At 64.7% G+C, this 23,753-nt stretch carries 22 protein-coding genes and 1 pseudogene; 10 read left to right on the top strand and 13 right to left on the bottom strand.

The features are described 5' to 3' along the window. Nucleotides 1–2: 2 nt before the first annotated feature. Nucleotides 3–449, top strand: a complete 447-nt coding sequence (locus NVV79_RS08890; RefSeq protein WP_303988155.1) for a PPC domain-containing DNA-binding protein — start codon at nucleotides 3–5, stop codon at nucleotides 447–449. Between the two features lie 38 nt (nucleotides 450–487). On the opposite strand, the gene NVV79_RS08885 is transcribed toward NVV79_RS08890, so the two are convergent. From NVV79_RS08885 to NVV79_RS08870, 4 genes are all read right to left on the bottom strand, one after another. Next, nucleotides 488–2,056, bottom strand: coding sequence for a DHA2 family efflux MFS transporter permease subunit (locus NVV79_RS08885; RefSeq protein ID WP_303988153.1), 1,569 nt, complete (start codon nucleotides 2,054–2,056; stop codon nucleotides 488–490). A gap of 52 nt (nucleotides 2,057–2,108) precedes the next feature. Further along, nucleotides 2,109–3,227, bottom strand: coding sequence for an HlyD family secretion protein (locus NVV79_RS08880; protein WP_303988151.1), 1,119 nt, complete (start codon nucleotides 3,225–3,227; stop codon nucleotides 2,109–2,111). Then, nucleotides 3,227–3,688, bottom strand: a complete 462-nt coding sequence (locus tag NVV79_RS08875) for a MarR family winged helix-turn-helix transcriptional regulator (RefSeq protein WP_303988149.1) — start codon at nucleotides 3,686–3,688, stop codon at nucleotides 3,227–3,229. The genes NVV79_RS08880 and NVV79_RS08875 overlap by 1 nt, the downstream gene beginning before the upstream one ends. 119 nt (nucleotides 3,689–3,807) lie before the next feature. Further along, nucleotides 3,808–4,596, bottom strand: coding sequence for a FadR/GntR family transcriptional regulator (locus tag NVV79_RS08870; protein WP_303988148.1), 789 nt, complete (start codon nucleotides 4,594–4,596; stop codon nucleotides 3,808–3,810). A 120-nt stretch (nucleotides 4,597–4,716) separates the two neighbouring features. Between NVV79_RS08870 and NVV79_RS08865 the strand changes: the two genes are divergently transcribed. Further along, complete coding sequence (locus NVV79_RS08865; RefSeq protein WP_303988146.1) at nucleotides 4,717–6,111, top strand: M20/M25/M40 family metallo-hydrolase; 1,395 nt, start codon at nucleotides 4,717–4,719, stop codon at nucleotides 6,109–6,111. Nucleotides 6,112–6,167: 56 nt separating this feature from the next. On the opposite strand, the gene NVV79_RS08860 is transcribed toward NVV79_RS08865, so the two are convergent. The 4 genes from NVV79_RS08860 to NVV79_RS08845 form a co-directional block, all read right to left on the bottom strand. Then, nucleotides 6,168–6,530 carry a DUF1304 domain-containing protein gene (locus NVV79_RS08860; RefSeq protein ID WP_303988145.1) on the bottom strand — a complete coding sequence of 121 codons (363 nt, stop codon included), beginning with the start codon at nucleotides 6,528–6,530 and terminating at the stop codon, nucleotides 6,168–6,170. After that, nucleotides 6,527–7,006: a hypothetical protein gene (locus NVV79_RS08855; protein ID WP_303988144.1), complete on the bottom strand. Its 480-nt coding sequence runs from the start codon at nucleotides 7,004–7,006 to the stop codon at nucleotides 6,527–6,529. The genes NVV79_RS08860 and NVV79_RS08855 overlap by 4 nt, the downstream gene beginning before the upstream one ends. Before the next feature lie 297 nt (nucleotides 7,007–7,303). Beyond that, nucleotides 7,304–8,188: a carbohydrate kinase family protein gene (locus NVV79_RS08850; protein WP_303988143.1), complete on the bottom strand. Its 885-nt coding sequence runs from the start codon at nucleotides 8,186–8,188 to the stop codon at nucleotides 7,304–7,306. Continuing rightward, nucleotides 8,185–9,132, bottom strand: coding sequence for a pseudouridine-5'-phosphate glycosidase (locus NVV79_RS08845; protein WP_303988141.1), 948 nt, complete (start codon nucleotides 9,130–9,132; stop codon nucleotides 8,185–8,187). Before NVV79_RS08845 ends, NVV79_RS08850 begins: the two co-directional genes overlap by 4 nt. Nucleotides 9,133–9,568: 436 nt before the next feature. On the opposite strand from NVV79_RS08845, the gene NVV79_RS08840 reads away from it, so the two are divergent. From NVV79_RS08840 to NVV79_RS08825, 4 genes are all read left to right on the top strand, one after another. Next, nucleotides 9,569–10,660 carry a polyamine ABC transporter substrate-binding protein gene (locus NVV79_RS08840; RefSeq protein ID WP_303988139.1) on the top strand — a complete coding sequence of 364 codons (1,092 nt, stop codon included), beginning with the start codon at nucleotides 9,569–9,571 and terminating at the stop codon, nucleotides 10,658–10,660. A gap of 191 nt (nucleotides 10,661–10,851) precedes the next feature. Beyond that, nucleotides 10,852–12,000: an ABC transporter ATP-binding protein gene (locus tag NVV79_RS08835; protein ID WP_303988137.1), complete on the top strand. Its 1,149-nt coding sequence runs from the start codon at nucleotides 10,852–10,854 to the stop codon at nucleotides 11,998–12,000. Further along, entirely contained in the window at nucleotides 11,997–12,950 is a 954-nt protein-coding gene (locus NVV79_RS08830; RefSeq protein ID WP_303988135.1) for an ABC transporter permease subunit, read from the top strand. The genes NVV79_RS08835 and NVV79_RS08830 overlap by 4 nt, the downstream gene beginning before the upstream one ends. 1 nt (nucleotide 12,951) lies before the next feature. Further along, nucleotides 12,952–13,761: an ABC transporter permease subunit gene (locus tag NVV79_RS08825; RefSeq protein ID WP_303988134.1), complete on the top strand. Its 810-nt coding sequence runs from the start codon at nucleotides 12,952–12,954 to the stop codon at nucleotides 13,759–13,761. A 58-nt stretch (nucleotides 13,762–13,819) separates the two neighbouring features. On the opposite strand, the gene NVV79_RS08820 is transcribed toward NVV79_RS08825, so the two are convergent. Continuing rightward, nucleotides 13,820–14,248: a DUF2267 domain-containing protein gene (locus tag NVV79_RS08820; protein WP_303988133.1), complete on the bottom strand. Its 429-nt coding sequence runs from the start codon at nucleotides 14,246–14,248 to the stop codon at nucleotides 13,820–13,822. Between the two features lie 359 nt (nucleotides 14,249–14,607). Between NVV79_RS08820 and purU the strand changes: the two genes are divergently transcribed. Continuing rightward, nucleotides 14,608–15,462 carry a formyltetrahydrofolate deformylase gene (gene purU, locus NVV79_RS08815; protein ID WP_303988132.1) on the top strand — a complete coding sequence of 285 codons (855 nt, stop codon included), beginning with the start codon at nucleotides 14,608–14,610 and terminating at the stop codon, nucleotides 15,460–15,462. A gap of 177 nt (nucleotides 15,463–15,639) precedes the next feature. On the opposite strand, the gene NVV79_RS08810 is transcribed toward purU, so the two are convergent. From NVV79_RS08810 to NVV79_RS08795, 4 genes and pseudogenes are all read right to left on the bottom strand, one after another. Beyond that, nucleotides 15,640–16,068: an Rrf2 family transcriptional regulator gene (locus NVV79_RS08810; protein ID WP_303988130.1), complete on the bottom strand. Its 429-nt coding sequence runs from the start codon at nucleotides 16,066–16,068 to the stop codon at nucleotides 15,640–15,642. Between the two features lie 647 nt (nucleotides 16,069–16,715). Beyond that, nucleotides 16,716–18,485 (bottom strand): annotated as a pseudogene (locus NVV79_RS08805) (cation:proton antiporter); the annotation flags it as partial. Between the two features lie 187 nt (nucleotides 18,486–18,672). After that, nucleotides 18,673–19,761 carry an ATP-dependent RecD-like DNA helicase gene (locus NVV79_RS08800; protein ID WP_303988128.1) on the bottom strand — a complete coding sequence of 363 codons (1,089 nt, stop codon included), beginning with the start codon at nucleotides 19,759–19,761 and terminating at the stop codon, nucleotides 18,673–18,675. A gap of 54 nt (nucleotides 19,762–19,815) precedes the next feature. After that, complete coding sequence (locus NVV79_RS08795) at nucleotides 19,816–20,877, bottom strand: aldo/keto reductase (protein ID WP_303988127.1); 1,062 nt, start codon at nucleotides 20,875–20,877, stop codon at nucleotides 19,816–19,818. A gap of 253 nt (nucleotides 20,878–21,130) precedes the next feature. On the opposite strand from NVV79_RS08795, the gene NVV79_RS08790 reads away from it, so the two are divergent. The 3 genes from NVV79_RS08790 to NVV79_RS08780 all read left to right on the top strand — a co-directional run bounded on the left by NVV79_RS08790 (nucleotide 21,131) and on the right by NVV79_RS08780 (nucleotide 23,704). After that, a complete protein-coding gene (locus NVV79_RS08790) occupies nucleotides 21,131–21,997 on the top strand; it encodes an EamA family transporter (RefSeq protein WP_303988126.1) in 867 nt (288 codons plus the stop codon). Between the two features lie 67 nt (nucleotides 21,998–22,064). Continuing rightward, nucleotides 22,065–22,436, top strand: coding sequence for a YciI family protein (locus NVV79_RS08785; protein WP_303988125.1), 372 nt, complete (start codon nucleotides 22,065–22,067; stop codon nucleotides 22,434–22,436). Continuing rightward, nucleotides 22,436–23,704: an RNA polymerase sigma factor gene (locus NVV79_RS08780; protein ID WP_303988124.1), complete on the top strand. Its 1,269-nt coding sequence runs from the start codon at nucleotides 22,436–22,438 to the stop codon at nucleotides 23,702–23,704. The genes NVV79_RS08785 and NVV79_RS08780 overlap by 1 nt, the downstream gene beginning before the upstream one ends. Nucleotides 23,705–23,753 lie beyond the last annotated feature (49 nt).

The following is a 23,753-nucleotide window of genomic DNA, read 5'->3' as shown; positions in this document are numbered from 1 at the left end:
CCATGACTTCATCGCACGCAACGGGCTCGCCGCGCTTTATTCCCACGCCCAGCGGCTATCTGATGGTACTGCGGCAGGGTGACGATCTCTTTGCCGCCCTCGAGCACTTGATGACTGCGGAGGACATCCCCTCGGCTAGCCTGGTCGGCCTCGGTTTCGCCGGCGCCGTGACCTTCGGCTTCTATGATTTCTCGAAAAAGGACTTTACTCCCAGAACCTTCGAGAATGTGGAAATGGCCAGCCTTGCGGGCTCACTGGCCTGGCAGGACGGCAAACCATCCATCCATGCCCATGGCACGGCCGGCAACGAGGACTTTTCTGCCTTCGGCGGCCATATCCTGGGCCTCGTCGTCGGCACCGGCTCGCTGGAAGTGACGATCACCCGCTACGACCGCCGGCTGGAACGCACGATCGAACCGAGCATCGGCGCCAACGTGCTGCGGCTCTGAAGCCTCGGCAAACCATGCAGGGATCGCCACCTACGAGCCTAGTCCGCCATGGCGTGGGCGCGTTCGAGGGCCAGTTCTTCCTCGGTCTTGGCGGGCGCGTTCTTTAGCTTTTTGGGGCCGCGCAGCAGCAGGATCAGCGGGATCGAGGCGACGCTGAGCAGCATCATCAGCCAGAAATCATCGAGATAGCTGAGGATGGCCGACTGCTGCTGCACCAGGCCGTTGATCATGGAGACGATCTGCGGATCGCCCGACAGCAGGCCCGGCATCTGGGTCTGCACGGCCTGCGAGGTGGGCGTGAGCCGGGCGGCGAGTTCGGCATGGTTGACCTGCATCATGCTGGCCAGCACGGCCGAGACCAGCGAGATGCCGATGCCCTGGCCCATATTGCGCACCAGGCTGAACATGGCGGTGGCATCGGTACGCATGCGCGGGGCCAGCGTGGCAAAGGCCATTGTCGACAGCGGCACGAACAGGAAGCCCATGCCGAAGCCCTGCAGCGCCCCGGTGATGATGATGGGCCAATAGTCCATTTCCAGGTTGAAGCTGGTCATCATCCACAGCGAGTAGCTCATCAGGATAGCGCCGAAGAGCATCATCAGGCGAGCATCGACCTTGCCGCTGAACCGGCCCACGATCATCATCGACACCATCGTGGCCAGGCCTCGCGGCGCCATCAACGTCCCGGTGAAGATCACCGAATAGCCCATCAGGTTCTGCAGCAGCGGCGGCAGGAGGGCGAGGCCCGAAAACAGGGTAATGCCCATGACCAGCATGAACACCGAGGCCAGGACGAAGTTGAAATCCTTGAACATGCGCAGGTCGACAAAGGGCTGCTCGGCGGTCAGCGAATGGACGATGAAGACCCAGAGGCCCGAAATGACGAGCCCCAGTTCCAGCCAGGTCTCGGTGGACTGGAACCAGCTATTTTCCGCGCCGCGATCGAGCAGCAATTGCAGGGCGCCGACGGCCAGAGCCAGCATGCCGAAGCCGAAGAAATCGAAGCGCCGCCGCTTGATCTCGGTATTGGGCATATAGAGCATGAGCATGGCGACGCAGAGCGCGCCGACAGGCACGTTGACCAGGAAAACCCAGCGCCAGTCGAAGCTTTCGGTGAGCCAGCCGCCCAGCGTCGGGCCGACAATGGGCGCCACCATGATGCCCATGCCATAGATGGCCATGGCCTGGCCGATCCGCTCGCGCGGATTGATATTGAGCATTACCGTCTGCGCCAGCGGCGCGATCATGGCGCCGCACAGGCCCTGCAGGATGCGGAACAGCACCATTTCGGGCAGGCTGGTGGCAATGCCGCACAGAGCCGAGGCCACGGTAAAACCGATGACCGCAAAGAGGAACAGCCGCCGCTGGCCCAGCCGGTCGCTCATCCAGCCGGTCAGCGGCGTGGCGATGGCCGCCGCCACGATATAGGAGGTGAGGACCCAGGTGATCTCGTTCTGCGCCGCGCCCAGGGCCGAGGCCATATGCGGCAGGGCCACATTGGCGATCGTGGTGTCGAGCACCTGCATGATGGTGCCCAGCATGAGCGCCACGGTGAGCAGGCCCTTGTTCTTGACGATCAGAGTGGGCTGGGAAACGGCATTGGCCATGATGGTATCCGGATGATGGCGGCGCCCGCGAGACGGGCGCCCGCGCCATGCCTTATTGACCCTGGAGCTTGTCCAGCGTGGACTTGCCGGTATCGACACTGACCAGGGCGCTCATGCCCGAGCGCAGCGGCACATCGAGCCCATCGGCGCCGAAATCGATGCGCACGGGAATGCGCTGCACGACCTTGACCCAGTTGCCGGTGGCATTCTGCGCCGGGATCAGCGAGAATTCCGAGCCGGTAGCGGCGCCGATGCTCGACACCGTGCCTTCGATCTCGACATCAGACATGGCGTCGATGGTGACTTCGGCCGGCATGCCGATGCGGATGGCGCCGAGCTGGGTCTCCTTGAAATTGGCCTCCACCCAGGTGGAGCTGGTTTCGACCAGGCTGGCAATGGTGGTGCCGGTGGCCACGAACTGCCCCACATTGAGGCTGGCGACCTGGCTCAATACGCCGGCGGCCGGCGCGGCGACTTCCGTCTTGCCCAGATTGCGTTCGGCTAGCGCCACCTGCGCCAGCGCCGTCTTGACCGCCGGATGCTCGTCGGTGGCGATCTGCGGATCGCCCCCCAGCGCAGCAGCCGCCGCGGCGACCTGCTGGTCGGCTGTGGCGACGGCATTCTGCGCCTGCTGCAACGACAGCTTGGGCTGGTCGAGCGTGGCGGTCGAGGCGATGCCCTGGGTCACGAGGTTGTTCTGCCGGTCGAAAGCGGCCTGCTGGATGGCAAGAGTATTGCGGGCGGCGGTCAGCGCGGTCTGGGCGGTGATGTAACCCACCTTGAGCTGCTCGACGGTGACACGGGCCGAGCCCAGCGCGGCATTGGCCTGGTCGAGCGCGATGCGATAGGGCTCGGCATCGATGGCAAACAGCACATCGCCCGCCTGGACCATCTGGTTCTCGGCGACATTCACCGCCGTAATGCGGCCGGCAATATCGGGCGAGATCGAGACCTTGACCTGCTGCAGATAGGCATTGTCGGTTTCTTCGTAGCGGCCGCCCGTAAGGTAGAAATAGCCGCCCGCGGCCACCAGCAGCAGCGGCACGGCGACCATCAGCAGCAGGCGGCCGGGACGGCGCTTGCGGGCCGGTGCTGCGACCTCGGCCGCTTCGGCCATTGCCGGCGCCGCGGCGGCCTCGCCTGATTTGGGTTCGGAGACATGGGCGTTCATCAGGCGTCTTCCTTCTGATCGGCACGCGGGCCGTTGAGATTGTTGCGGATGCGCGTGAGGCCATGGGCAACCGCATCGAGCTCGGCCGGGCTCAGGCCCAGCACGGCGAATTCGTAAAGCTCGACGCCCACGGCCTTGGCCGTGTCGTAGAGCGCCAGCCCGTCATCGGTCAGGCGAACGATCTTGGCGCGGCTGTCATTGGGGTCCGGCTCGCGTCGGACCAGGCCACGTTTTTCCAGTCGGTCGAGAATGCCGCTGACCGTCATCGGATCGGCATCGATGGCACCGGCCAGCGCCACCTGCGACACGCCACCCTTGCGGGCAAGCTCGGCCAGCGCGCGCCATTGCGGCAGCGTCAGGTCGTGGCGGCGGGCTTCATCCTCGAAGCGGCGGCGAAAGGCGCGGGCGACTTCGTAGACCAGATAGCCGACCGAAGCCTCGGCCGAGTTTGACGGTTCCATTGCAGCAGGCTCCAACACAATGCCTACATATAATAAGCGAGCTTATTATATGCCTAGTTAGTTTTGCGTGGCCGCTATTCGCTTCTTGCATGGAAGAGGTCTGGGGAGGGCGCCAGCGATCAGGCCTTGCCCTTGCGCCCCGGTCTGCCGCCCGCCATGCGACCGGCGGCGCGGGCGAAGCCTTCGGTGATGACGGCTTTCATGGCGAGACGCGCGTCGTCGGCATCGCCGGCCAGAATGGCACGGGCGATGCGGCCATGGGCCTTGACCGTGCCGGCCATGGCGCCGGCATCCTCGATGGGCGAGCTGATGGTGAAAGCCGCCGTGAGCGCCAGTTCGACCAGGGCGCTGACCGAGGCCATGAAGGGATTGCCCGAGGCTTCGGCCACGGTGCGATGGAAGGCCAGGTCCGTGCGGGCGAATTCCTCGGGGGTTTTCGCCTCGCCCATGCCGATGGCGATGGCGACAAGGGCCTCGGCCTGTGCGTCGCTGCGCCGCTCGGCGGCGAGCGCGGCCGATTCCACTTCGACGCCGATGCGGATTTCGGCGAGGCTCCGCAGCAGTTCGACATCGGGGCCGGTTTCGAAATGCCAGGCGAGGACATCGGAATCGAACAGATTCCAGCGCGAACGCGGCAATACGCGGGTGCCGATGCGGGCGCGCGCCTCGATCATGCCCTTGGCGGCCAGCGTCTTGAGCGCTTCGCGCAACACGGTGCGCGACACGGAAAACCGCGCCAGCAATTCGGTATCGGACGGCAGGATCGAGCCCTCGGGATAATCGCCGCCGACAATGGCGACGCCGAGCTGCCACAGCACCTGGGAATGCAGGTTCCGCATCGGCACGCGGCCGGCGATCGAGGCGATCAGGTCCCCCGTCGTCCTTTCCGGTGCCTCACGCGTAACCATGCCGCTCCCCCAACCCATTAGTGTTACAATATGAACTATCCGACGCGGAGCCGGACGGCAACCGGCTGGACAGCGCTGGGCGCGGCGGGTGAGTGTAGCGGCAAAAAGGGAATCAACCACATGACCGCCTCCACCCAGACCGAAGCCGTGCTCGCCCATGTCGATGCCGGGCTCAACCAGAGCCTCGAGCGGCTCTATGCCTTGCTGCGCATCAAATCCATCTCCACCGACCCCGCCTATGCCGAGGAGTGCCGGCGCGCCGCCGACTGGATCGCCAATGAGCTTAAGGGACTGGGCTTCGCCGCCGAGGCGCGACCGACGCCGGGACATCCCGTGGTGGTGGCGCATGGGCCGGAACAGGCCGGGCCGCATGTGCTGTTCTATGCCCATTACGACGTGCAGCCGGTCGACCCGCTGGAGCTGTGGCATACCGACCCGTTCGAGCCAGAACTGAAGACCGATGCCAGCGGCCGCAAGATCATCGTGGCGCGCGGCGCTTCGGACGACAAGGGCCAGATGCTGACCTTCATCGAAGCCTGCCGCGCCTGGAAAGAGGCGACAGGATCGCTGCCGGTGCGCGTGTCGCTGATGCTGGAAGGCGAGGAGGAAAGCGGCGGCAAGAACCTGCCGCCCTTCATGGAAGCCAACAGAGCCGAACTGGGCGCCGCCGATATCGCGCTGGTCTGCGACACCGACATGTGGGACCGCCAGACGCCCTCGATCACCACCATGCTGCGCGGGCTGGTGGCCGACGAGGTGGAAATCACCTGCGCCAACAAGGACCTGCATTCCGGCATGTTCGGCAATGCGGCGCGCAACCCCAACCAGGTACTGGCCGAGATCATCGCCAGCCTGCGCGCGCCCGATGGTTCGGTGACCCTGCCCGGCTTTTACGACGACGTGGCCGAGATCAGCCCCGAACTCAAGGCGCAGTGGCGGGGGCTGGGCTTTGACGAAAAGGCGTTTCTCGGCGAAGCCGGCCTGTCGCTGCCTGCCGGGGAGCAGGATCGTTCGGTGCTCGAAATGCTGTGGGCGCGGCCAACCTGCGAAATCAACGGCATGAGCGGCGGCTATACCGGTGACGGCTTCAAGACCGTGATCCCGGCCAAGGCCAGCGCCAAGATCAGCTTCCGCCTCGTCTCGGGCATGCAGCCGGACAAGATCCGCGCGGCCTTCCGCAAGCATGTCGAAGAGCGCATCCCGGCCGATTGCTCGGTGAGCTTCCACCCGCATGGCGGCTCGCCCGCCATCACCGTGCCATCAGATGGCGTGCATCTGCGCCGGGCGCTGGAGGGGCTCTCGGGCGAATGGGGCAAGCCAGCCGTGGTGACGGGCTCGGGCGGGTCCATTCCGGTGGCCGGCGATTTCAAGCGCATCCTCGGGCTCGATACACTGCTGATCGGCTTTGCCCATGTGGACGACCAGATCCATTCGCCCAACGAGAAATACGACCTCGACAGCTATCACCGCGGCATCAGGAGCTGGGTGCGGGTATTGGCAAGCCTGGCGGGGTAGATGCTTCTTCTCCCTCAAGGGGAGAAGGGGATTCGGTGCCTGTTTGGCGATAGCGCCTACAGATACATCACCGCCAGCATGGCGATGACCGCCGGGACGGTCTGGATAAAGAGTATCTTCCGGTTGGCCGTGGCCGCGCCGAAAATGCCGGCCACCGCCACGCAGGCCAGGAAGAACATGGCGATCTGCCAGGCGAATTCCGGGATCGGATGCAGGAGGCTCCAGATCAGGCCGGCGGCGAGAAAGCCGTTATAGAGCCCCTGATTGGCCGCCAGGGACTTGGTCTGTTCCGCGAATTCCGGCGTGAGGGCGAAGGCCTTCTGGCCGCGCGGGCCGGTCCACAGAAACATCTCGAGAATGAGGATGTAGATGTGGAGCAGGGCCACGAGGGCAATGAGAACAAGGGCGATGACGCTCATTTGGTCTTGGTCTTTCTCGGTTGTTCCATGGCATCCCAGGAGGCGTGGCGGACCTGTTCGGCCTCATAGGCCGCATCCTGATCGGGCAGAGCCTCGCGCGAGCCCCCCAGTTCCACCAGCCGGTCGAGAGTGGGCTGCACGCCCGGACCGGCCTGGTCACAGGTTTCCGGCCGGTCGAGCGCGTCGAAGGCCGGCCCATAGAAGCGACTGTCATAATCATCGACGCTGAGGCGAAGCTGTTCGCGCGCCAGGATATCGGCGGAATCGGTCAAGAGCGACCATTCCTCGTCGGTGATTTCATAACCCGTGCAATTGGACGAGACGACATTGGCGAGCACCACCTCGCTGAGGAAGGCCTCGGCTTCGGCGCCGGTAATGCTGCTCAGGTCGGGCAGTTGCACATAGATCTTGCCATCGGCCAAAGCCGGGCTGGCGAGCAGGAGCGTAGTGGTCAGGGTGGCGAGGAAAGTCTTCATGTGTCCGGTCTCCGCTGCATAGGTCATGCCATGCCGCAATGGTGGCGGGCAAGGCTGACAGGCGGGTGCGGAGGAATTGGGGCGGTGGCGGATGCCTCAGTCGTCCTTCCCTCCCCCTTGTGGGGAGGGATCGAGGGTGGGGGTGAGTCACACCCACCGAGCATGCGGGACCATACCCCCACCCGGCTCGATCACGGACTTAGCAAGCTAAGTCCTATCTCACTGTCCCTCCCCACAAGGGGAGGGAGATTGGCTCCACTCGCGAGACCGCATCAGACCCACTCGAGAGCTTTGCACTCAGCCCGGTTGACCACCGATGGATTGCACCGCCCTGGCGCCCGCTTCGATGGCTTTGGTCAGTGCTGCCCGCTCGTCCGCGCCGGCCAGCCTGGCCGCGATGAAGCCGGCGGCGAAGGCGTCGCCGGCGCCAGTGGAATCCACCACGGTCACCGCAGGGGCCGGCAGGTCGAGGCGGATGCCATCACGCGAACCGATGGCAGCGCCCAGCTTGCCGCGCTTGATGAGGACGGTGTCGTAATGCGCGCCCAAAGCCTGCATCTGCGCCTCGCAGCCGGTGACGCCGGTCAGCGCCTCGGCTTCGCTTTCATTGGCGAAGATGGCATTGGCGCCGCTGGTCCAGGCGAGGAATTGAGCAGCGCCGACTTCGAGGAGGAAGCCGACCGAGGCCGGGTCGACCGCGATGGTGATGCCGCGCGCTTTGGCGGCGGCAAAGAGCGACTGTACGGCGGCGCGGGGGCCGGGCGCGAAGAAGCTGTAGCCGGACACCATGACCATGCCGATATCGTCGAGCAGGCCTTCGCCGAGATCATCGGGCGAGAGGTTAAGATTGGCGCCGCGATCGGTGAGGAAGCTGCGCTCACCATCGGGATCGACAATGGTCACCAGCACGCCCGAAGGCTGCTCGCGGTCGCCCGACAGCACCGGCACCACGCCCAGCCCGCGGAAATAGGTCTCATACATGGCCTTGTCGTCGGCGCCGACGCGGGCGGCGAAGGTGACGTCGGCGCCCATGGCGCCCAGCCACACCGCCTGGTTGGCACCCGAGCCGCCGGGGCGGCTGCGCACCGTGGCGCGGCGGTCGCTGCCTTTGACCACGGGGCCTTCGGGAACGACGATGACATCGGTCATCACGTCGCCGACGACGAGGACCTTGCTGCTCATGCGCGACGGACACCCGGCTTGGGCGTGGCGCGGGCGGCCAGAGCCACCGCGATCTGCGCCCCGACCCTGGCGTTGTTCTCGACCAGCGCGATATTTGATACCAGCGACTTGCCGTCGGTCAGCTCGAAAATGCGCTTGAGCAGGAACGGGGTGAGGTCCTTGCGGGAGACGCCTTCCTGCTCGGCGCCCTTGATGGCTTCGGCAATGCGCGCCTCGATGGCGGCAGGGTCGAGCGCATCCTTTTCGGGGATCGGATTGGCGACGAGCACGCCGCCCAGGCCCAGATCGGTCTGCATGGCCACGACCTTGGCGATATCGGCCACGTCATCGAAGCGATGATCGACCTTGTGGCCGCTCTGGCGTGCCCAGAAGGCCGGGAAATCGTCGGTGCCATAGCCGAGTACCGGCACGCCATTGGTTTCGAGCACTTCGAGCGTCTTGCCGATATCGAGGATCGACTTGGCGCCGGCGCAGACCACCGCGACCGGCGTGCGGCCGAGTTCCTGCAGGTCGGCGGAAATGTCGAAGGTTTCCTCGGCCCCGCGATGCACGCCACCGATGCCGCCGGTGGCAAAGACATGGATGCCGGCCAAAGCGGCGATCTGCATCGTGGTGGCGACGGTGGTGCCGGCGATCTCGCCCTTGACGAGGAGCGAGGAGACGTCGCGGCGGCTGGCCTTGGCGGCCTTGCCGCCTTCGAGCGCCAGGCGCTCCAGGTCCTCGCCCGAGACGCCGACGCAGAAGCGGCCATCCATGATGGCGATGGTGGCGGGCACGGCGCCGTTCTGGCGGATCACCGCCTCGACATTTTTGGCCATTTCCAGGTTCTGCGGATAGGGCATGCCATGGGTGATGATGGTCGATTCCAGCGCCACGACCGGCTTGCCAGCGGCGAGCGCCTGCTTCACTTCGGGGCTGATGGACAGATAGGCCTTGGCGCTCATGGCACGCTCGCTTTCCAGATTGGGTCATTGGGCTGCTGCGGCCCCTGTTGCCGCGGGTTTTGCCCCTTGTGGAGCCGGGGCGTCAACCCCCGCGAAATCTTGCCGCGGGACGCTTGTCGCCCCAACGATTTGGCTCTAGGTTGCCCTCGTAAACTCCAGCGTGGAAAGGGCACTTCGCTGCAGACGCTCATTGTTGATCGCGCCCCGCGCGCCGATCGATACGCGCCCGGCTCCGGGCCCAGTTCAGCCGATTTGCCCAGCGCTTCCTGGCGCTCTTTTTTCGTACCAGCATGCCAGACCGGATTGGACGATCCGGCTACTCTGAGATGAGCGCCCGGGACTGACGTCTCGCGCCCCGGAGGCGCGCCCGATTGCCGCGCCCCCGGCGCCGTACCGCCAAAAATACCAAAACGACCCGAACAGGAGCTCAACCCAGATGAACAAGTCGCTCGCGCTTGCCCTCGGCGCAATCATGGTCGCCAGCCCCGTGCTGGCCCAGGAAGAGGCCGTGCTCAACGTCTATAACTGGTCCGACTATATCGCCGAGGACACGATCGCCAATTTCGAGGCGGAAACCGGCATCAAGGTCAATTACGACGTCTATGACACCAACGAGATCGTCGATGCCAAGCTGCTCGCCGGCAATTCGGGCTATGACATCGTGGTGCCCTCGGGCAATTTCCTCGAGCGCCAGATCCAGGCCGGGCTGATCCTGCCGCTGGACAAGTCCAAGCTGACCAATCTGGGCAATCTCGACCCAGCCGTGATGGCCACCGCCACCGGCCAGGACCCCGACAATGCCCATGCCGTGCCCTATATGATCAACACGATCGGCTATGGCTACAATGTCGCCAAGGTGGCCGAGGCTCTGGGCGACAGCGCCCCTGTTGATAGCTGGGACCTGATCTTCAAGCCCGAATATGCCGAAAAGCTCGCCTCCTGCGGCATTTCCCTGCTCGACAGCCCCTCTGAAGTGACCGGCATTGCCCTGCATTATCTGGGCCTCGACCCCAATTCGGAGAGCGAGGAAGACCTGGCCAAGGCCGAGGAACTGCTGACCTCGATCAAGCCCTATATCCGCTATTTCCACTCGTCGCAGTATATCGACGACCTGGGCAATGGCGAAATCTGCGTGGCCCTGGGCTATTCGGGCGACATCTTCATCGCCGCCGACGCGGCCGCTGCCGCCGGTGCGGGCGTGGAAGTGCAGTATGTGATCCCCAAGGAAGGGGCCGCGACGCTGTTCGACTTCCTGGCCATTCCGGCCGATGCACCGCATCCGGACAATGCCCACAAGTTCATCAACTATATTCTCGAGCCCGAAGTGGTGGCCGCGATCACCAATTATGTGTTCTACGCCAACCCCAACCTGGCCGCGACCGAGTTCGTGGATGAAGAGGTCAAGAACAATCCGGGCATCTATGCCCCGGCCGAGACCATCGCCAAGGCCTTCGTCATGGGCGCGCACAGCCCCGATTTCGAGGAAGTGCTGACCCGCACCTGGACCCGGATCAAGACCGGCCAGTAACAAGCATCGGGGAGCGTCTCTGCGGCGCTCCCCGAAAGCCATCCCCTCGCAGACCTCATGGTGACCCTTCGACAAGCTCAGGGTGTCGAACCACGAGGTCGGCGAGTGGAGCTGTCGAAGGGTACGACCTCGTCCTTCGACAGGCTCAGGATGAGGTCTACTGGTAAGGCCGCGGTCGCCGCGAGAATTTAATGGCCAAGAAACCCCAGATCGCTGCCGATACCCGCCCCTGGCGCGATCCTGCCGCCAAGCCCTTCGTGCGCATCCGCAACGTCACCAAGAAATTCGGCGACGTCGCCGCCGTTTCCGACGTGTCGCTCGATATCTACAAGGGCGAATTGTTCTGCCTGCTCGGCGGCTCGGGCTCGGGCAAGTCGACATTGCTGCGCATGCTGGCCGGCTTCGAACAGCCCACGGCCGGCCGCATCGAGATCGACGGCCAGGACATGACCGACGCGCCGCCCTATAACCGGCCGGTCAACATGATGTTCCAGTCCTATGCGCTGTTTCCGCATATGAATGTGGAACAGAACATCGCCTATGGCCTCAAGCGCGACGGCCTGCCCAAAACGGAAATCGCCGAACGCGTGGCCGAATTGCTGACGCTGGTGAAGCTGCAGGACTATGGCAAGCGCAAGCCGCATCAGTTGTCGGGCGGCCAGCGGCAGCGCGTGGCCCTGGCCCGGGCCCTCGCCAAACGACCCAAGCTGCTGCTGCTCGACGAACCGCTCGGCGCGCTCGACAAGAAGCTGCGCGAGGAAACCCAGTTCGAACTGGTCAAGATCCAGGAAACGCTGGGCGTGACCTTCATTGTGGTGACGCACGACCAGGAAGAGGCGATGAGCCTCGCCACCCGCATCGGCGTGATGAACCAGGGCGAAATCGCCATGATCGGCGAGCCCACCGATATCTATGAATTCCCCAATTCGCGCTTCGTCGCCGGCTTCATCGGCTCGGTCAACATGGTCGAGGGCACGGTAACCGAGGACGAGCCGGACCATGTGCGCATCAGCTCGGCCGAGCTGGGCTGCGACATCCATGTCGGCCATGGCGTCGATTGCGCGCCCGAGCAGATCCTGTGGTGGGCCATCCGCCCGGAAAAGCTGCATCTGAGCCGCGAAAAGCCGGCCAATCCCTTCAATGCCAATGTGACCCATGGCGTGGTCGAGGATATCGGCTATCTCGGCGACATGAGCGTCTATCAGGTGGTGCTCGACAGCGGCAAACGCCTGCGCGTGACCCAGACCAATACGGTGCGCGGCAACCCCGATGCCATCACCTGGGACGAGCAGGTCTATGTCACCTGGGGCGACACTTCAGGCTCGGTGCTGACGGTATGACCGCCGCCCACGAACCCACCATTCCCCCACCGCGTCGGCTGCGTCCGTGGAACGTCGTGGAACGGCGGCTGGCCCGGGTCGGCATTACCGGCCGCATGCTGGTACTGGCCGCGCCGGTGCTGTGGCTGCTGGTCTTCTTCCTCGTGCCGCTGGCCGTGGTCTTCGGCATTTCGCTGGCCACCAAGCAGTTCGGTCGGCCGCCCTATTCGGCTCTGCTCTCGACCGAAGAGGGCACGGTGCAGCTGACGCTGCATCTCAACAATTACATCCGGCTGTTCACCGACAATCTCTATGTCGCGGCCTATCTGAGCTCGATCCGCATCGCGGCCATCGCCACCGTGATCACGCTCTTCATCGGCTATCCCATGGCCTATGCCATTGCCCGCGCACCCGACCGCTGGCGCAATATATTGCTGATGCTGGTGGTGCTGCCCTTCTTCACCTCCTTCCTGTTGCGCGTCTATGCGCTGACCGGTTTCATGCGCGGCAATGGCGTCATCAACCAGTTCCTGGGCCTGTTCGGCATCCAGCCGCTGGTGATGATGCAGACCGATTTCGCCGTCTATGTCGGCATCGTCTACACCTACCTGCCCTTCATGATCCTGCCGCTCTATACGACGCTGGTGAAGCTCGACGTGTCGCTGTTCGAGGCCTCGGCCGATCTCGGCGCCCGGCCCTTGCGCACCTTCCTGTCGGTCACCCTGCCGCTGTCGCTGCCCGGCATCGTCGCCGGCTCCATGCTGGTCTTCATCCCCGCCATCGGCGAATTCGTCATTCCCTCGCTGCTGGGCGGACCCGAGACGCTGATGATCGGCCGCGTGCTGTGGGACGAATTCTTCAGCGCCACCAACTGGCCGCGCGCCGCTGCGGTGGCCATGGCCATGCTGGTCGTGGTCGTCGTGCCCATCATGCTGCTGCAACGCGCGCAAAGCGCCGTGGTGGAGAAGTAGCATGCGCCGGAGCTGGTTCCTTCCCATCGCCGCCGCTCTGGGCTTTGCATTCCTCTATGCGCCCATCGTGAGCCTCGTCATCTTCTCGTTCAACGAGAGCCGGCTGGTGACCGTATGGTCGGGCTTTTCGACCAAGTGGTATGGCGAACTGTTCAACGACCCGCAATTGCTCGGCGCCGCCTGGCTGAGCCTGCAGATCGCCGCGCTCAGCGCCACTATCGCGCTGGTGCTGGGGACGCTGGCCGCCGTGGCCCTGGTGCGCTTCCGCCGCTTCAAGGGCAGGACGCTGTTCTCCGGCATGGTTTCGGCGCCGCTGGTCATGCCCGACGTGATCACGGGCCTGGCCTTGCTGCTGCTCTTCGTTGCCATGGAGTCCACTTTGGGCTGGCCGCAGGGGCGCGGCATGCTGACCATCGTCATCGCCCATGCCACTTTCTGCACCGCCTATGTCTGCGTCGTGGTGCAGTCGCGCCTTTCCGATTTCGACCGGAGCCTGGAAGAAGCGGCCATGGATCTGGGCGCTTCGCCCATCCGCACCTTCTTCGATATCACTTTGCCCATCATCGCCCCGGCTCTGGTGTCGGGCTGGCTGCTCGGTTTCACCCTGTCGCTGGACGACCTGGTCATTGCCAGCTTCGTCTCAGGCCCCGGCTCGTCGACCCTGCCCATGGTGATCTTTTCCAAGGTCAAGCTGGGCGTGTCGCCCGACGTCAATGCGCTGGCGACCATCATCATCGGCATCGTGGCTTTGGGCGTGCTGGCGGCGACTATTCTGCAATTGCGGGCGCGGCCGAAAAAGGCGCGGGGCTAGCGACCCGACGGGTACGTGAGGACCGGAAGCGCAGGGAACTGGCATTTGCAGACCGGCATCACCTGAATGTCAGCCTGTCCCAGACCTCGGCCAGCGGCACGGGGAGCACGGCGCGGATCGCCGCCGCGTCGAATGTCTCGCTCTCGGTGCCAATGAGCCACAGCATGTCGGCGACCAGCCCGTCGGGCATGTGGATATGCGGCAGCAGCCGCCTGGCCAGCGCCGTCTCGAATGTGGCGAGATCGGGCGTGGGCAGCGGTTCGGACGGCACCCAGTCCTGATAGAAGACGCCGCGCTGCACCGCCGGCAGATGGTTGCCGACGGTGGCGATGGCGGCGAGCGGCAGGCGGGCGCGCAATTCGTGCAGGAACCCGCGCAGGCAGGCAAAGGCGATGTTGTTGGTGGCAAGCAATCCGCGCCGCTTCAGGGCATCCTGCCAGCGGGCAATGCTTTCATTGGCATATTTGACGTCGCGCGGATTGGTCATCGCTTCGGTCTCGCCCGGACTCTAGCAATGTCGCGAGGCTGGACAGATGCGAAAAATCAGCGCACCATCCCTGTCATGTTCAACCAACGTGAAGGAGGTGATCCAATGTCTTATGAGATTACGGCGCTCGAAGAGGGTCTTGGATTTTTGGTGCTGGTTCGGGAGACTCTCGGCTAGCAGCTCCTCCTAAGGCCGAAGCGTCGGGATCGCCCGATGCATTCGAGAATTGGAGCGCCTGGCGCTCCATAGGCCGAAAACTCAGGAAGGGCCGTCCCTCTCAGGGCGGCCCTTTTTGCTGCGCTCTTGACGCGGAAGCCCAGGCCATTGATACCGCTGCCAGCTTTGTTGGAGTGCCTGCGATGTCCTCGGCCAGTTTCGTTCTCACCCTGTCCTGCGCCGACCGCCCCGGCATCGTCGCTGCCATCACCACCGAGCTGGCGGCCCTGGGCGCCAATATCGCCGAATCCAATCAGTTCTGGGATCGCGAGACCGACCGTTTCTTCATGCGACTGGCCTTTACCGCGCCTGACGGCGTGGGGCGCGATTCCATCGAGCGGGCGCTGAAATCGCCCATCGAGCGCTTTTCGATGAAGACGAGCCTGGCCGATGATGCGCGCAAGAAGCGCGTGGTCATCATGGTCTCCAAGTTCGACCACACTTTGCTGCATCTGCTTTACCAGATCCGCGTCGGCTGGCTCGATGCGGAGGTCGCGGCGATCATTTCCAACCATGACGATACGCGCAGGATTGCCGAGGATGCCGGCATTCCCTTCCACCTCCTGCCGGTGACCAGAGACACCAAGGCGGCGCAGGAGGAGCAGGTGCTGGCTTTGGTCAAGCAGACCGGCGCAGACCTCGTCGTGCTGGCGCGCTACATGCAGGTGCTGTCGGATAATCTTTCGACGCGGCTCTTCGGGCAGGTGATCAATATCCACCATTCCTTCCTGCCCAGCTTCAAGGGCGCCAAGCCCTATCACCAGGCCCATGAGCGCGGCGTCAAGATCATCGGCGCCACCGCCCATTATGTGACGCCGGACCTCGACGAAGGCCCGATCATCGAGCAGGAAACCGCCCGTGTGACCCATGCCATGAGCCCCGACGACCTGGTGGCCGCCGGGCGGGATATCGAAAGCCGCGTGCTGGCCAGGGCGGTGAAGCTGCACCTGGAAAACCGGGTCATGCTGAACGGGAAGAAGACCGTGGTGTTCGGGTAGGTTTGGGTAGCGCCCCTTCCCTTCTCCCCTTGAGGGAGAAGGTGCCCGAAGGGCGGATGAGGGGTCCTGCGCTATCCAAGAACATTGAAGCATGGGATGGCGCAGCACCCCTCACCCTGACCTTCCGCTGAACGCGTCAGGTCATCCCTCTCCCTCAAGGGGAGAGGGGGAAGAGTGCTAAACCGGCAAATCTTCCAGCCGCAGGGAATCGGCCAGCGTCGTGTGGTCCAGCACGTCGCGGGTGGCCAGCGTCACGCGCTCGAAGACATGGCGGATTTCGCAGGACGCCTCGTCGCGGCAATCCTTGCAGCGTTTATACGCGATTTTGGAGAGGCAGGGCAGCGGCGCGACCGGCCCGTCGATCAGCCGCAGCACTTCGCCGAACATGATTTCCTCGGGCGCCTTGAGCAATTCATAGCCGCCGGAACGGCCGCGCCGGCTGGACACGAACCCCGCGCGCTTGAGCTCGAGCAGGATCTGTTCGAGGAACTTCTTGGGGATCGCCTGTTCCTGGGAAATCTCGCCGATCATCATGGTTTCACCGCGCTCGGCCCGTGCGAGGGAGACCAGCGCGCGCAAGGCGTATTTGGCTTTCTGCGAAATCATCGGCCCACATATTCCTGGCGCGCCCGTGCGGCGCGCCGAAACTCGACGGGAGCAGAAGAGCCTGCCCCTAACTTCTATGCGCCCCACGCCAAGCCTTTGACAAGACCTTAGCTTTTGGGCTCGGGAACCACCGGCGGCACAGTATTGCGCTCTTCGGTTTCACTGTCTTCTTCGGGCGGGGCAATGCCGCCCTCATTGGTCTCGTCGTCAGCCTCCCGCTCGGTCTCCGCATCGATCGCGGCCGCTGTCTGCGGCTCGGGTTCCGCGGGACTTTCCGGCTGAGGTTCAGGTTCGGCCACCGGCTCGGGTTCGGGCTCGATATCCGGAGCGGCGTCCGGCTCAACTTCGGTCTCTGCATGTGTCTCGGCAGCCGGCTCGGCCGGTGGCGGCACCACGACTTCGTCGATGGCAGCGGGCGCCTCGCCGATGGCTTCGACGGGTCCTGGCTCGACCTCATCGGCAGCCGGCGCCTCGTCGTCGGGCGGCGGCAATTCGATGACGGTTTCGGATTCGGTAACGACGGGCGCCGCGGCGACCTTTTCAAGCAGGTTCTCGACCACAGGCAGCTTGGGCTCTTCGGGCACCGGCATGGCCGGGGCGGCCATATCGCCGCCATCACCGCGCAGGAAGGTCAGGATGCCCTTGCCGATCTCGCGCTCGCCCCTGATAACCGCGGTGGCACCGAGATTGCGCAGGAAGTCTTCTTCTTCCTCGGAATAGGCGCGGGCGATGATGGAAATGCCGGGATTGAGCTTGCGGCCGGATTCGCAGACCGTGCCGGCCTCGAAGGCATTGGCGATGGCGATCAGCAGGTTGCGGGCCTGCGGCAGGTTGGCGAGCCTGAGCGTATCGGCGCTGGCGGCATTGCCGAAGACGACTTCGAAACCTGCCGCCCGCGCCGCCGCGACATCGTGGTCGGAATCCTCGATCACCACGAGCCCGCCGCCATCTTCCTTGATGCCTGCGGCCAGGATGCGGCCGACCTGGCCATAGCCGACCAGTACGGTATGGCCGGTCTGATGGGAGGGCTCGCCCGTATCGTCATCGGAGCCGGGAGCGCCGCTATCGACCGCCGCCTCGCTCGGCGCGTCGGTGGTGATGGGGCCGTTGGCGGCTTCGGACAAGTCGGTGGGCTCGATGCGCGGCCCATCCTGCTCGGCCTGGGCCGCCTTGCGCGCCGCCGCCTTGGCTTCGAGGCGCGGCTTGGCCAGGTCGACCGCCCAGAACACGACCGGATTGAGGATGATCGACACCACCGATCCGGCCAGCACCAGATCCTGCGCTTCCTTGGGCATGATGGCCAGGGCCACGCCCATGCTGGCGATGATGAAGGAGAATTCGCCGATCTGCGCCAGCGAAGCCGAAATGGTCAGCGCCGTCGAAACCGGCCGCCGGAACAGCAGCACGATGCCGAAGGCGGCCAGCGACTTGCCGATGACGATGATGAAGACCGTCGCCAGCAGCGGCAGCGGATCATCGACAATGGTCATCGGGTCGAACAGCATGCCGACCGACACGAAGAACAGCACCGAGAAGGCGTCGCGCAACGGCAGGGTTTCCTGCGCCGCGCGGTGGCTGAGTTCGCTCTCGGAGAGGATCATGCCGGCAAAGAACGCACCCAGCGCCAGCGATACGCCGAACAGCACGGCCGAACCGAGCGCCACGCCCAGCGCGATGGCGAGCACCGCGAGGCGAAACAGCTCGCGGCTGCCGGTATGCGCGGTGCCATGCAGGGCCCAGGGAATGATGCGGCGGCCCACGATGAGCATGAAACCGATAAAGCCGGCGATCTTGATTGCGGTGAGCGCAATCACCCCCCAGATGCCGATGCCGCCGCCAACCAGCCGCTCGACAAACGAGACGAAGGGGTCATGCGGGGCATTTTCGCTGCCGCCCAGGGCCGCGAAAGCAGGGATCAGCACCAGCGCCAGGATACAGACCAGATCCTCGACGATCAGCCAGCCCACGGCGATGCGGCCACGGTCGGTTTCGAGCAGGCGCCGGTCCTGCATGGCCTTGAGCAGCACGACGGTGGAGGCGCAGGACAGGGCCAGCCCGAAGAGCAGCGACGCCCCCGTGTCCCAGCCCAGCAGCGTGCCGAGCCCGAAGCCCAGCAATGTCGCCAGGGCAATCTGGCCGACCGCGCCGGGAATGGCCAGCGCCCGCACGCTCAGCAGGTCCTTGAGGGAGAAATGCAGCCCGACGCCGAACATGAGCAGGATCACGCCCAGTTCGGCCAATTCCGCGCCAACCGCCTGATCGGCCACGAAACCGGGCGTATAGGGCCCGGCCAGCACGCCCGCAAACAGATACCCCACCAAAGGCGGCATCTTGAAGCGATTGGCGATCATGCCGAAGATATAGGCCAGCACCAGACCCGCGACGATCGTTGTGATCAGGGGGGTGTCGTGGTGCATGATGCCTCCGTCCAGGGGGGATGATCCGGGCTGCTGGAAATCTCTACGGGCAAAATGGGGTATAGGGCCCCGATGCGCAAGCACCGCCGCGACAAGAAACGTCAGCAATTTGGTCTACTTGGCGAAAGATTTCGCCGCCAACAGAACAGTCGCCGGACTTTGGCTTTGTTATGGCATTACGGCGCGGTCAGGACACGACAGTGATCTTTTCGGCGGCGCGGGTAATGCCGGTATAGAGCCAGCGTGCCCGCTCCTCGCGAAACACGAAGCTCTCGTCGAACAGATAGACATTGTCCCACTGGCTGCCCTGCGCCTTGTGGACGGTGAGGCAATAGCCGAAGGTGAACTCGTCGAACTGGCGGCGCTCGGGCCAGCTCATCGTATCTTCCTCGCCGGAAAAGAAGGCCTTGTGCGTCAGCACCCGCGCCTCGCCCTTGCCCTCGTCGGCGCCCAGCAGCAGCGAATATTTGCCATTGCTGCGCCTGGTGACCTCGGTGACGATCCAGATCTGGCCGTTGAGCAGCTTCTTGCGCGGATTGTTGCGGAGGCAGACCATGCGGTCGCCTTCGACCGGCTCGTGGAAGGGCAGGCCCTTCAGCTCGCGCAGGCGGTCATTGTATTGCAGGCGGGTCTTGTTGCGGCCCACCAGCACCTGGTCGGCCTCCAGCACCGCATTGCGATCGACATTGTCGCGGCCCACCACGATGGAATCGCCATAGGTGCCGCGTTCGAGAAAACCGCCTTCGCGCACCTGCATGGAAAGATGGATGATCGGATTGTCCGCCGCCTGCCGATGGATTTCGGTCAGCATGATGTCCGGTTCGTCAGCGGTGAAGAAGCCGGCGCCCTGCACCGGCGGCAACTGGAACGGATCGCCCAGCACCAGCACCTTGACCCCGAAGGACAGCAGGTCTTTGCCCAGTTGCTCGTCCACCATGGAGACTTCGTCGATGACGATGAGATCGGCATCGGCGGCGGGCGATTCATCGTCCAGCACGAAGCGCGGCTCGCCTTCCTTCTCGCTGACCAAAGTATAGATCAGGCTATGGATGGTCTGGGCGCCCTTGCAGCCGCGCTTGCGCATGACCAGGGCCGCCTTGCCGGTGAAGGCGGCATATTTGACGCTTCGGACATCCTGCGCCAGATGTACGGCGAGCGTCGACTTGCCGGTACCGGCCCAGCCGAACAGGCGGAAGACCTGCGGGCCGTTCCGGTCCTTGAGCCAATCGGACACGGCCTTGAGCGCCGCGTCCTGCTGAGGCGACCAGACCGGCATCAGGCGATCCGCGTCCTGACCGTGCCGATGCCGGCATAGGGGTCGAACAGGAAATCAGCCACGCTTGAACTCCTCGGCATAGGGGGCGATCAGGTCGAGGTCGATCTTGCCCAGCCGGTCCTGCGCGGTGAAGGACTGGTGCCAATAGGGGTAGAGCAAGGGCGGCTGGCTGGCCGCATCGAGCCGGGCGCGTTCGTCGGCGCTGAGCTTGAATTCGGCCGCCGCCAGATTGTCCTGGAACTGCGCCTCGTTGCGCCCGCCGATGATGACCGAAGTCACGCCCGGCCGCCCAAGCAACCAGGACAGGGCCACCTGCGCGCCGGAAACGCCGCGCTCCTCGGCAACGGCTACCAGGACGTCGATAATGTCGTAGAGCTTGTCCCAGTCATAGACCGGCGGCTCGCGGAAGCCGCCGACATGCCGGCCGGCCTTCGGCCCGCCATCGCGGCGGTACTTGCCCGAGAGCAGCCCGCCGGCCAGAGGCGACCAGATGAGCACGCCGAGACCCTGATCCTGGCTGATCGGGATCAGCTCATATTCGGCTTCGCGCGAATGCAGCGTGTAGTGAATCTGCTGGGAGATGAAGCGCTCGCCATGGCGCGCGCCCGCGGCGGCCAGGGCCTTGCTGATATGCCAGCCGGCATAGTTGGAACAGCCGATATAGCGGACCAAGCCCCTCTTCACCAGCGTATCGAGCGCCTCCATCGTTTCCTCGATGGGGGTCTGCCCGTCCCATTCATGGACCTGGTAGAGGTCGATGACATCGGTCTGGAGGCGCTTCAGACTGGCTTCGGCCTGGGCGATGATGTGGTGACGGCTAAGGCCGATCTCGTTGGGCCCATCGCCCATCTTGAAGCGCACCTTGGTGGCGACCAGCGCGCGCTGGCGACGACCATTCTCGCTCAGCGCCACGCCGATCATCTCCTCGGAGACGCCGGCATTGTAGACATTGGCCGTGTCGAGCAGGTTGATGCCGGCATCGAGGCAGAGGTCGATCTGGCGCGTCGCATCGGCCTGTTCGGTATGGCCGACCTTTTCCGACCCACCAAAGGTCATGGTGCCCATGGTCAGAACAGAGACCTTGAGGCCGGAGCGGCCCAGATAACGGTATTCCATCGGCATTCCTCATTTGTTCTGGCGGCGATAGGGCTAAAGGGCAAACGGAGTCGGGTCAATGCGCTCCGTGCCACGCCCTCGTGGTTCGAGGCTCGCGAAGAGCTCGCACCTCACCATGAGGGCTACTGGAAGCGCTGGATTTCAAAGTAGCCCTCATGGTGAGGTGCGCTTCTTCAGCGCCTCGAACCACGAGGGCGTGGTACGATGCTGCAAACGCTGCTAGAGCATCCGCATTCAGTGAAAGCCCCTCCCCGTGCGGCCGCAATCCGTCATCCTTTCCGTCCTGCTCATCACTTTGGGCATGGTGTTCACCCAGACCGGAGCGAGTTTTGCCAAGGGGCTGTTTCCCATGGTGGGCGCGGCGGGGGCGACGACCTTGCGGCTGGTGCTGGCCGCCGTGGTGCTGGTGGCCGTGTTCCGGCCTTGGCGGCAAAAGCTCGATGCCAGGCAGTGGCGCGCCGTGCTGGCCTATGGCGGCGCCATGGGGGCGATGAACCTGTTCTTCTATGCGGCGCTGCAAACCATTCCGCTCGGCGTGGCCGTGGCGCTCGAATTCACCGGACCGCTGGCCGTGGCCCTGGCCGGATCGCGCAAGGTGCTCGATTTCGCCTGGATCGTGCTGGCCGTGGCCGGGCTGGCCATGCTGCTGCCGCTGGGGCAGGCGCAGGGGGAGATCGGCATATCAGGCGTGCTGCTGGCGCTGGCGGCGGGCGCCTGCTGGGCCGGCTATATCATTTTCGGCCAGCGCGCCGGGACCGGCGGCGGGCCGCATATCACCGCGCTCGGCGTGTCCGTCGCCGCCGTGATTGCCCTGCCCTTCGGGGTGGCGACGGCGGGCACGGCTTTGCTCGACCCGGCCATCCTGCCCGTCGCGCTCGGCGTGGCCCTGCTGTCGAGCGCCATTCCCTATGCGCTCGACATGGTGGCGCTGCCGCACATTCCCTCGCGGTTGTTCGGTATCCTGATGAGCGGCCAGCCGGCGCTCGGCGCCCTGTCGGGCTTTCTCATTCTCAGCGAGACGCTGAGCCCGTGGCAGCTGGGCGGCATCATTGCCATCATCGTGGCATCGCTGGGCGCGACGGTGACGATTGCGCGGAATACGCCGCCGCCCGTGGCGTAAAAATCGCTTCACCCGCTGTCTGAATTGGGCATAGTCGCTCGTCATGTCACTGATGAGAGATGCCTCAATGCTTTACGCTGTCCTCTGCTACAATGATGAAAACGCCGTTTCCACCTGGACCAAGGAGGAGGATGACGCCTGCATGGCGCGCCTTGCCGTGGTCGAGGATTCCATGAAGTCCAGGGGCAAGATGGGCCCGGTGGCGCGGCTGCTGCCCACCACGTCGGCCACCACTTTGCGCAAGACCTCGGGCGAACCCCTGATCATCGACGGACCCTTTGCCGAAACCAAGGAACAGTTCCTCGGCTTCTACCTGGCCGATTGCGACTCGCTGGACGAGGCCATCGCCTTTGCCAAGGAGCTGATCAAGGCCAATCCCAGCGGCGGCGGCTATGAAATCCGTCCCGTCGGCATCTTTCACCCCAGCGAGCTTGGATAATGGTCGACAACGCCTGGATAGCAGCGGCCCTCATGGCGGCCCGACCCCAGGCGTTGAGCGCCCTGCTGCGCTATTTCCGCAATCTCGACGCCGCCGAGGAGGCTTTTCAGGAAGCCAGCCTCCGCGCCGTCAGGACCTGGCCCGTCAAGGGACCGCCGCGCGACACCGTGGCCTGGCTGATCTTTGTCGGGCGCAATAGCGGCATCGATGCTTTGCGCAAGGTGAAGAACAATGTCGCCCTGCCGCCCGAGGAGCACCTGTCGGACCTCGACGATGCCGAGGTCGATATCGCCGAGCGGCTGGATGGCGCCCATTATCGCGACGACATATTGCGGCTGCTCTTCGTGTGCTGCCACCCCGACCTGCCGGCCAACCAGCAGATCGCGCTGGCTCTGCGCGTGGTGGCCGGCCTGCCGCTGCGGCAGATCGCCAGGGCGTTCCTGGTGAGCGAAGTGGCCATGGAACAGCGCATCACCCGCGCCAAGGCGCGTATCGCCGCCAATACTGTGCCCTTCGATCCGCCCGATGCCGAGGGAAGGCTGGAGCGGCTGGGCGTGGTGGCCGTGATGATCTACCTGGTCTTCAACGAGGGCTATTCGCGCGGCCATTCCGACCCCGATGCGGCCCTGCTCTGCGACGAGGCGATAAGGCTCGGCCGGCTGTTGCAGCGGCTGTTTCCCAGCGAGCCGGAAGTCATGGGGCTGGTGGCATTGCTGCTGCTGCAACATGCCCGGCACAAGGCGCGCGTGGATGCCGAAGGCCAGATCGTGCTGCTGGAAGACCAGGACCGCAGCCTGTGGGACGGGCCGATGCTGGCCGAGGGGCGGGCGCTGGTGGAGAAGGCCTTGCGGCACCAGGAGCCGGGCACCTATCAGGTGCAGGCCGCCATCGCCGCCCAGCATGCGCGGGCCAGGCGCGCCGAGGATACCGATTGGGGCGCCATCGACCGGCTCTACCAGACGCTCGAAGTCATCCAGCCCTCGCCGGTGGTGACGCTCAACCGCGCCGTGGCTGTCAGCAAGGCATACGGGCCGGCGGCGGCCTTGGCGCTGATCGCGCCTCTGGGCGACAAGCTCGACAGCTATTTCCACTATCACGGGGTGCGCGGCGGGCTGCTGCTGCAACTGGGCGATACATCAGGGGCGCGCGAAGCCTTCAACCGCGCCATTGCGCTGGCCGGCTCGCCGGCCGAGGCGGCGCATATCAGGCTCCATCTCGACCGCCTGGCGGCGCAACCGGCTTTGCCGCCGGCCAGCGCGATCAAATAAGGGCGCGTCGAACTGGCGCCGGGCCACTCATCGTGCTTGCATACGTCAA

The organism is Devosia ginsengisoli (genome assembly GCF_024707105.1).
GTDB classification, from domain to species: Bacteria; Pseudomonadota; Alphaproteobacteria; order Rhizobiales; family Devosiaceae; genus Devosia; species Devosia ginsengisoli_A.
This window is presented reverse-complemented; position numbering and strand designations above follow the sequence as displayed.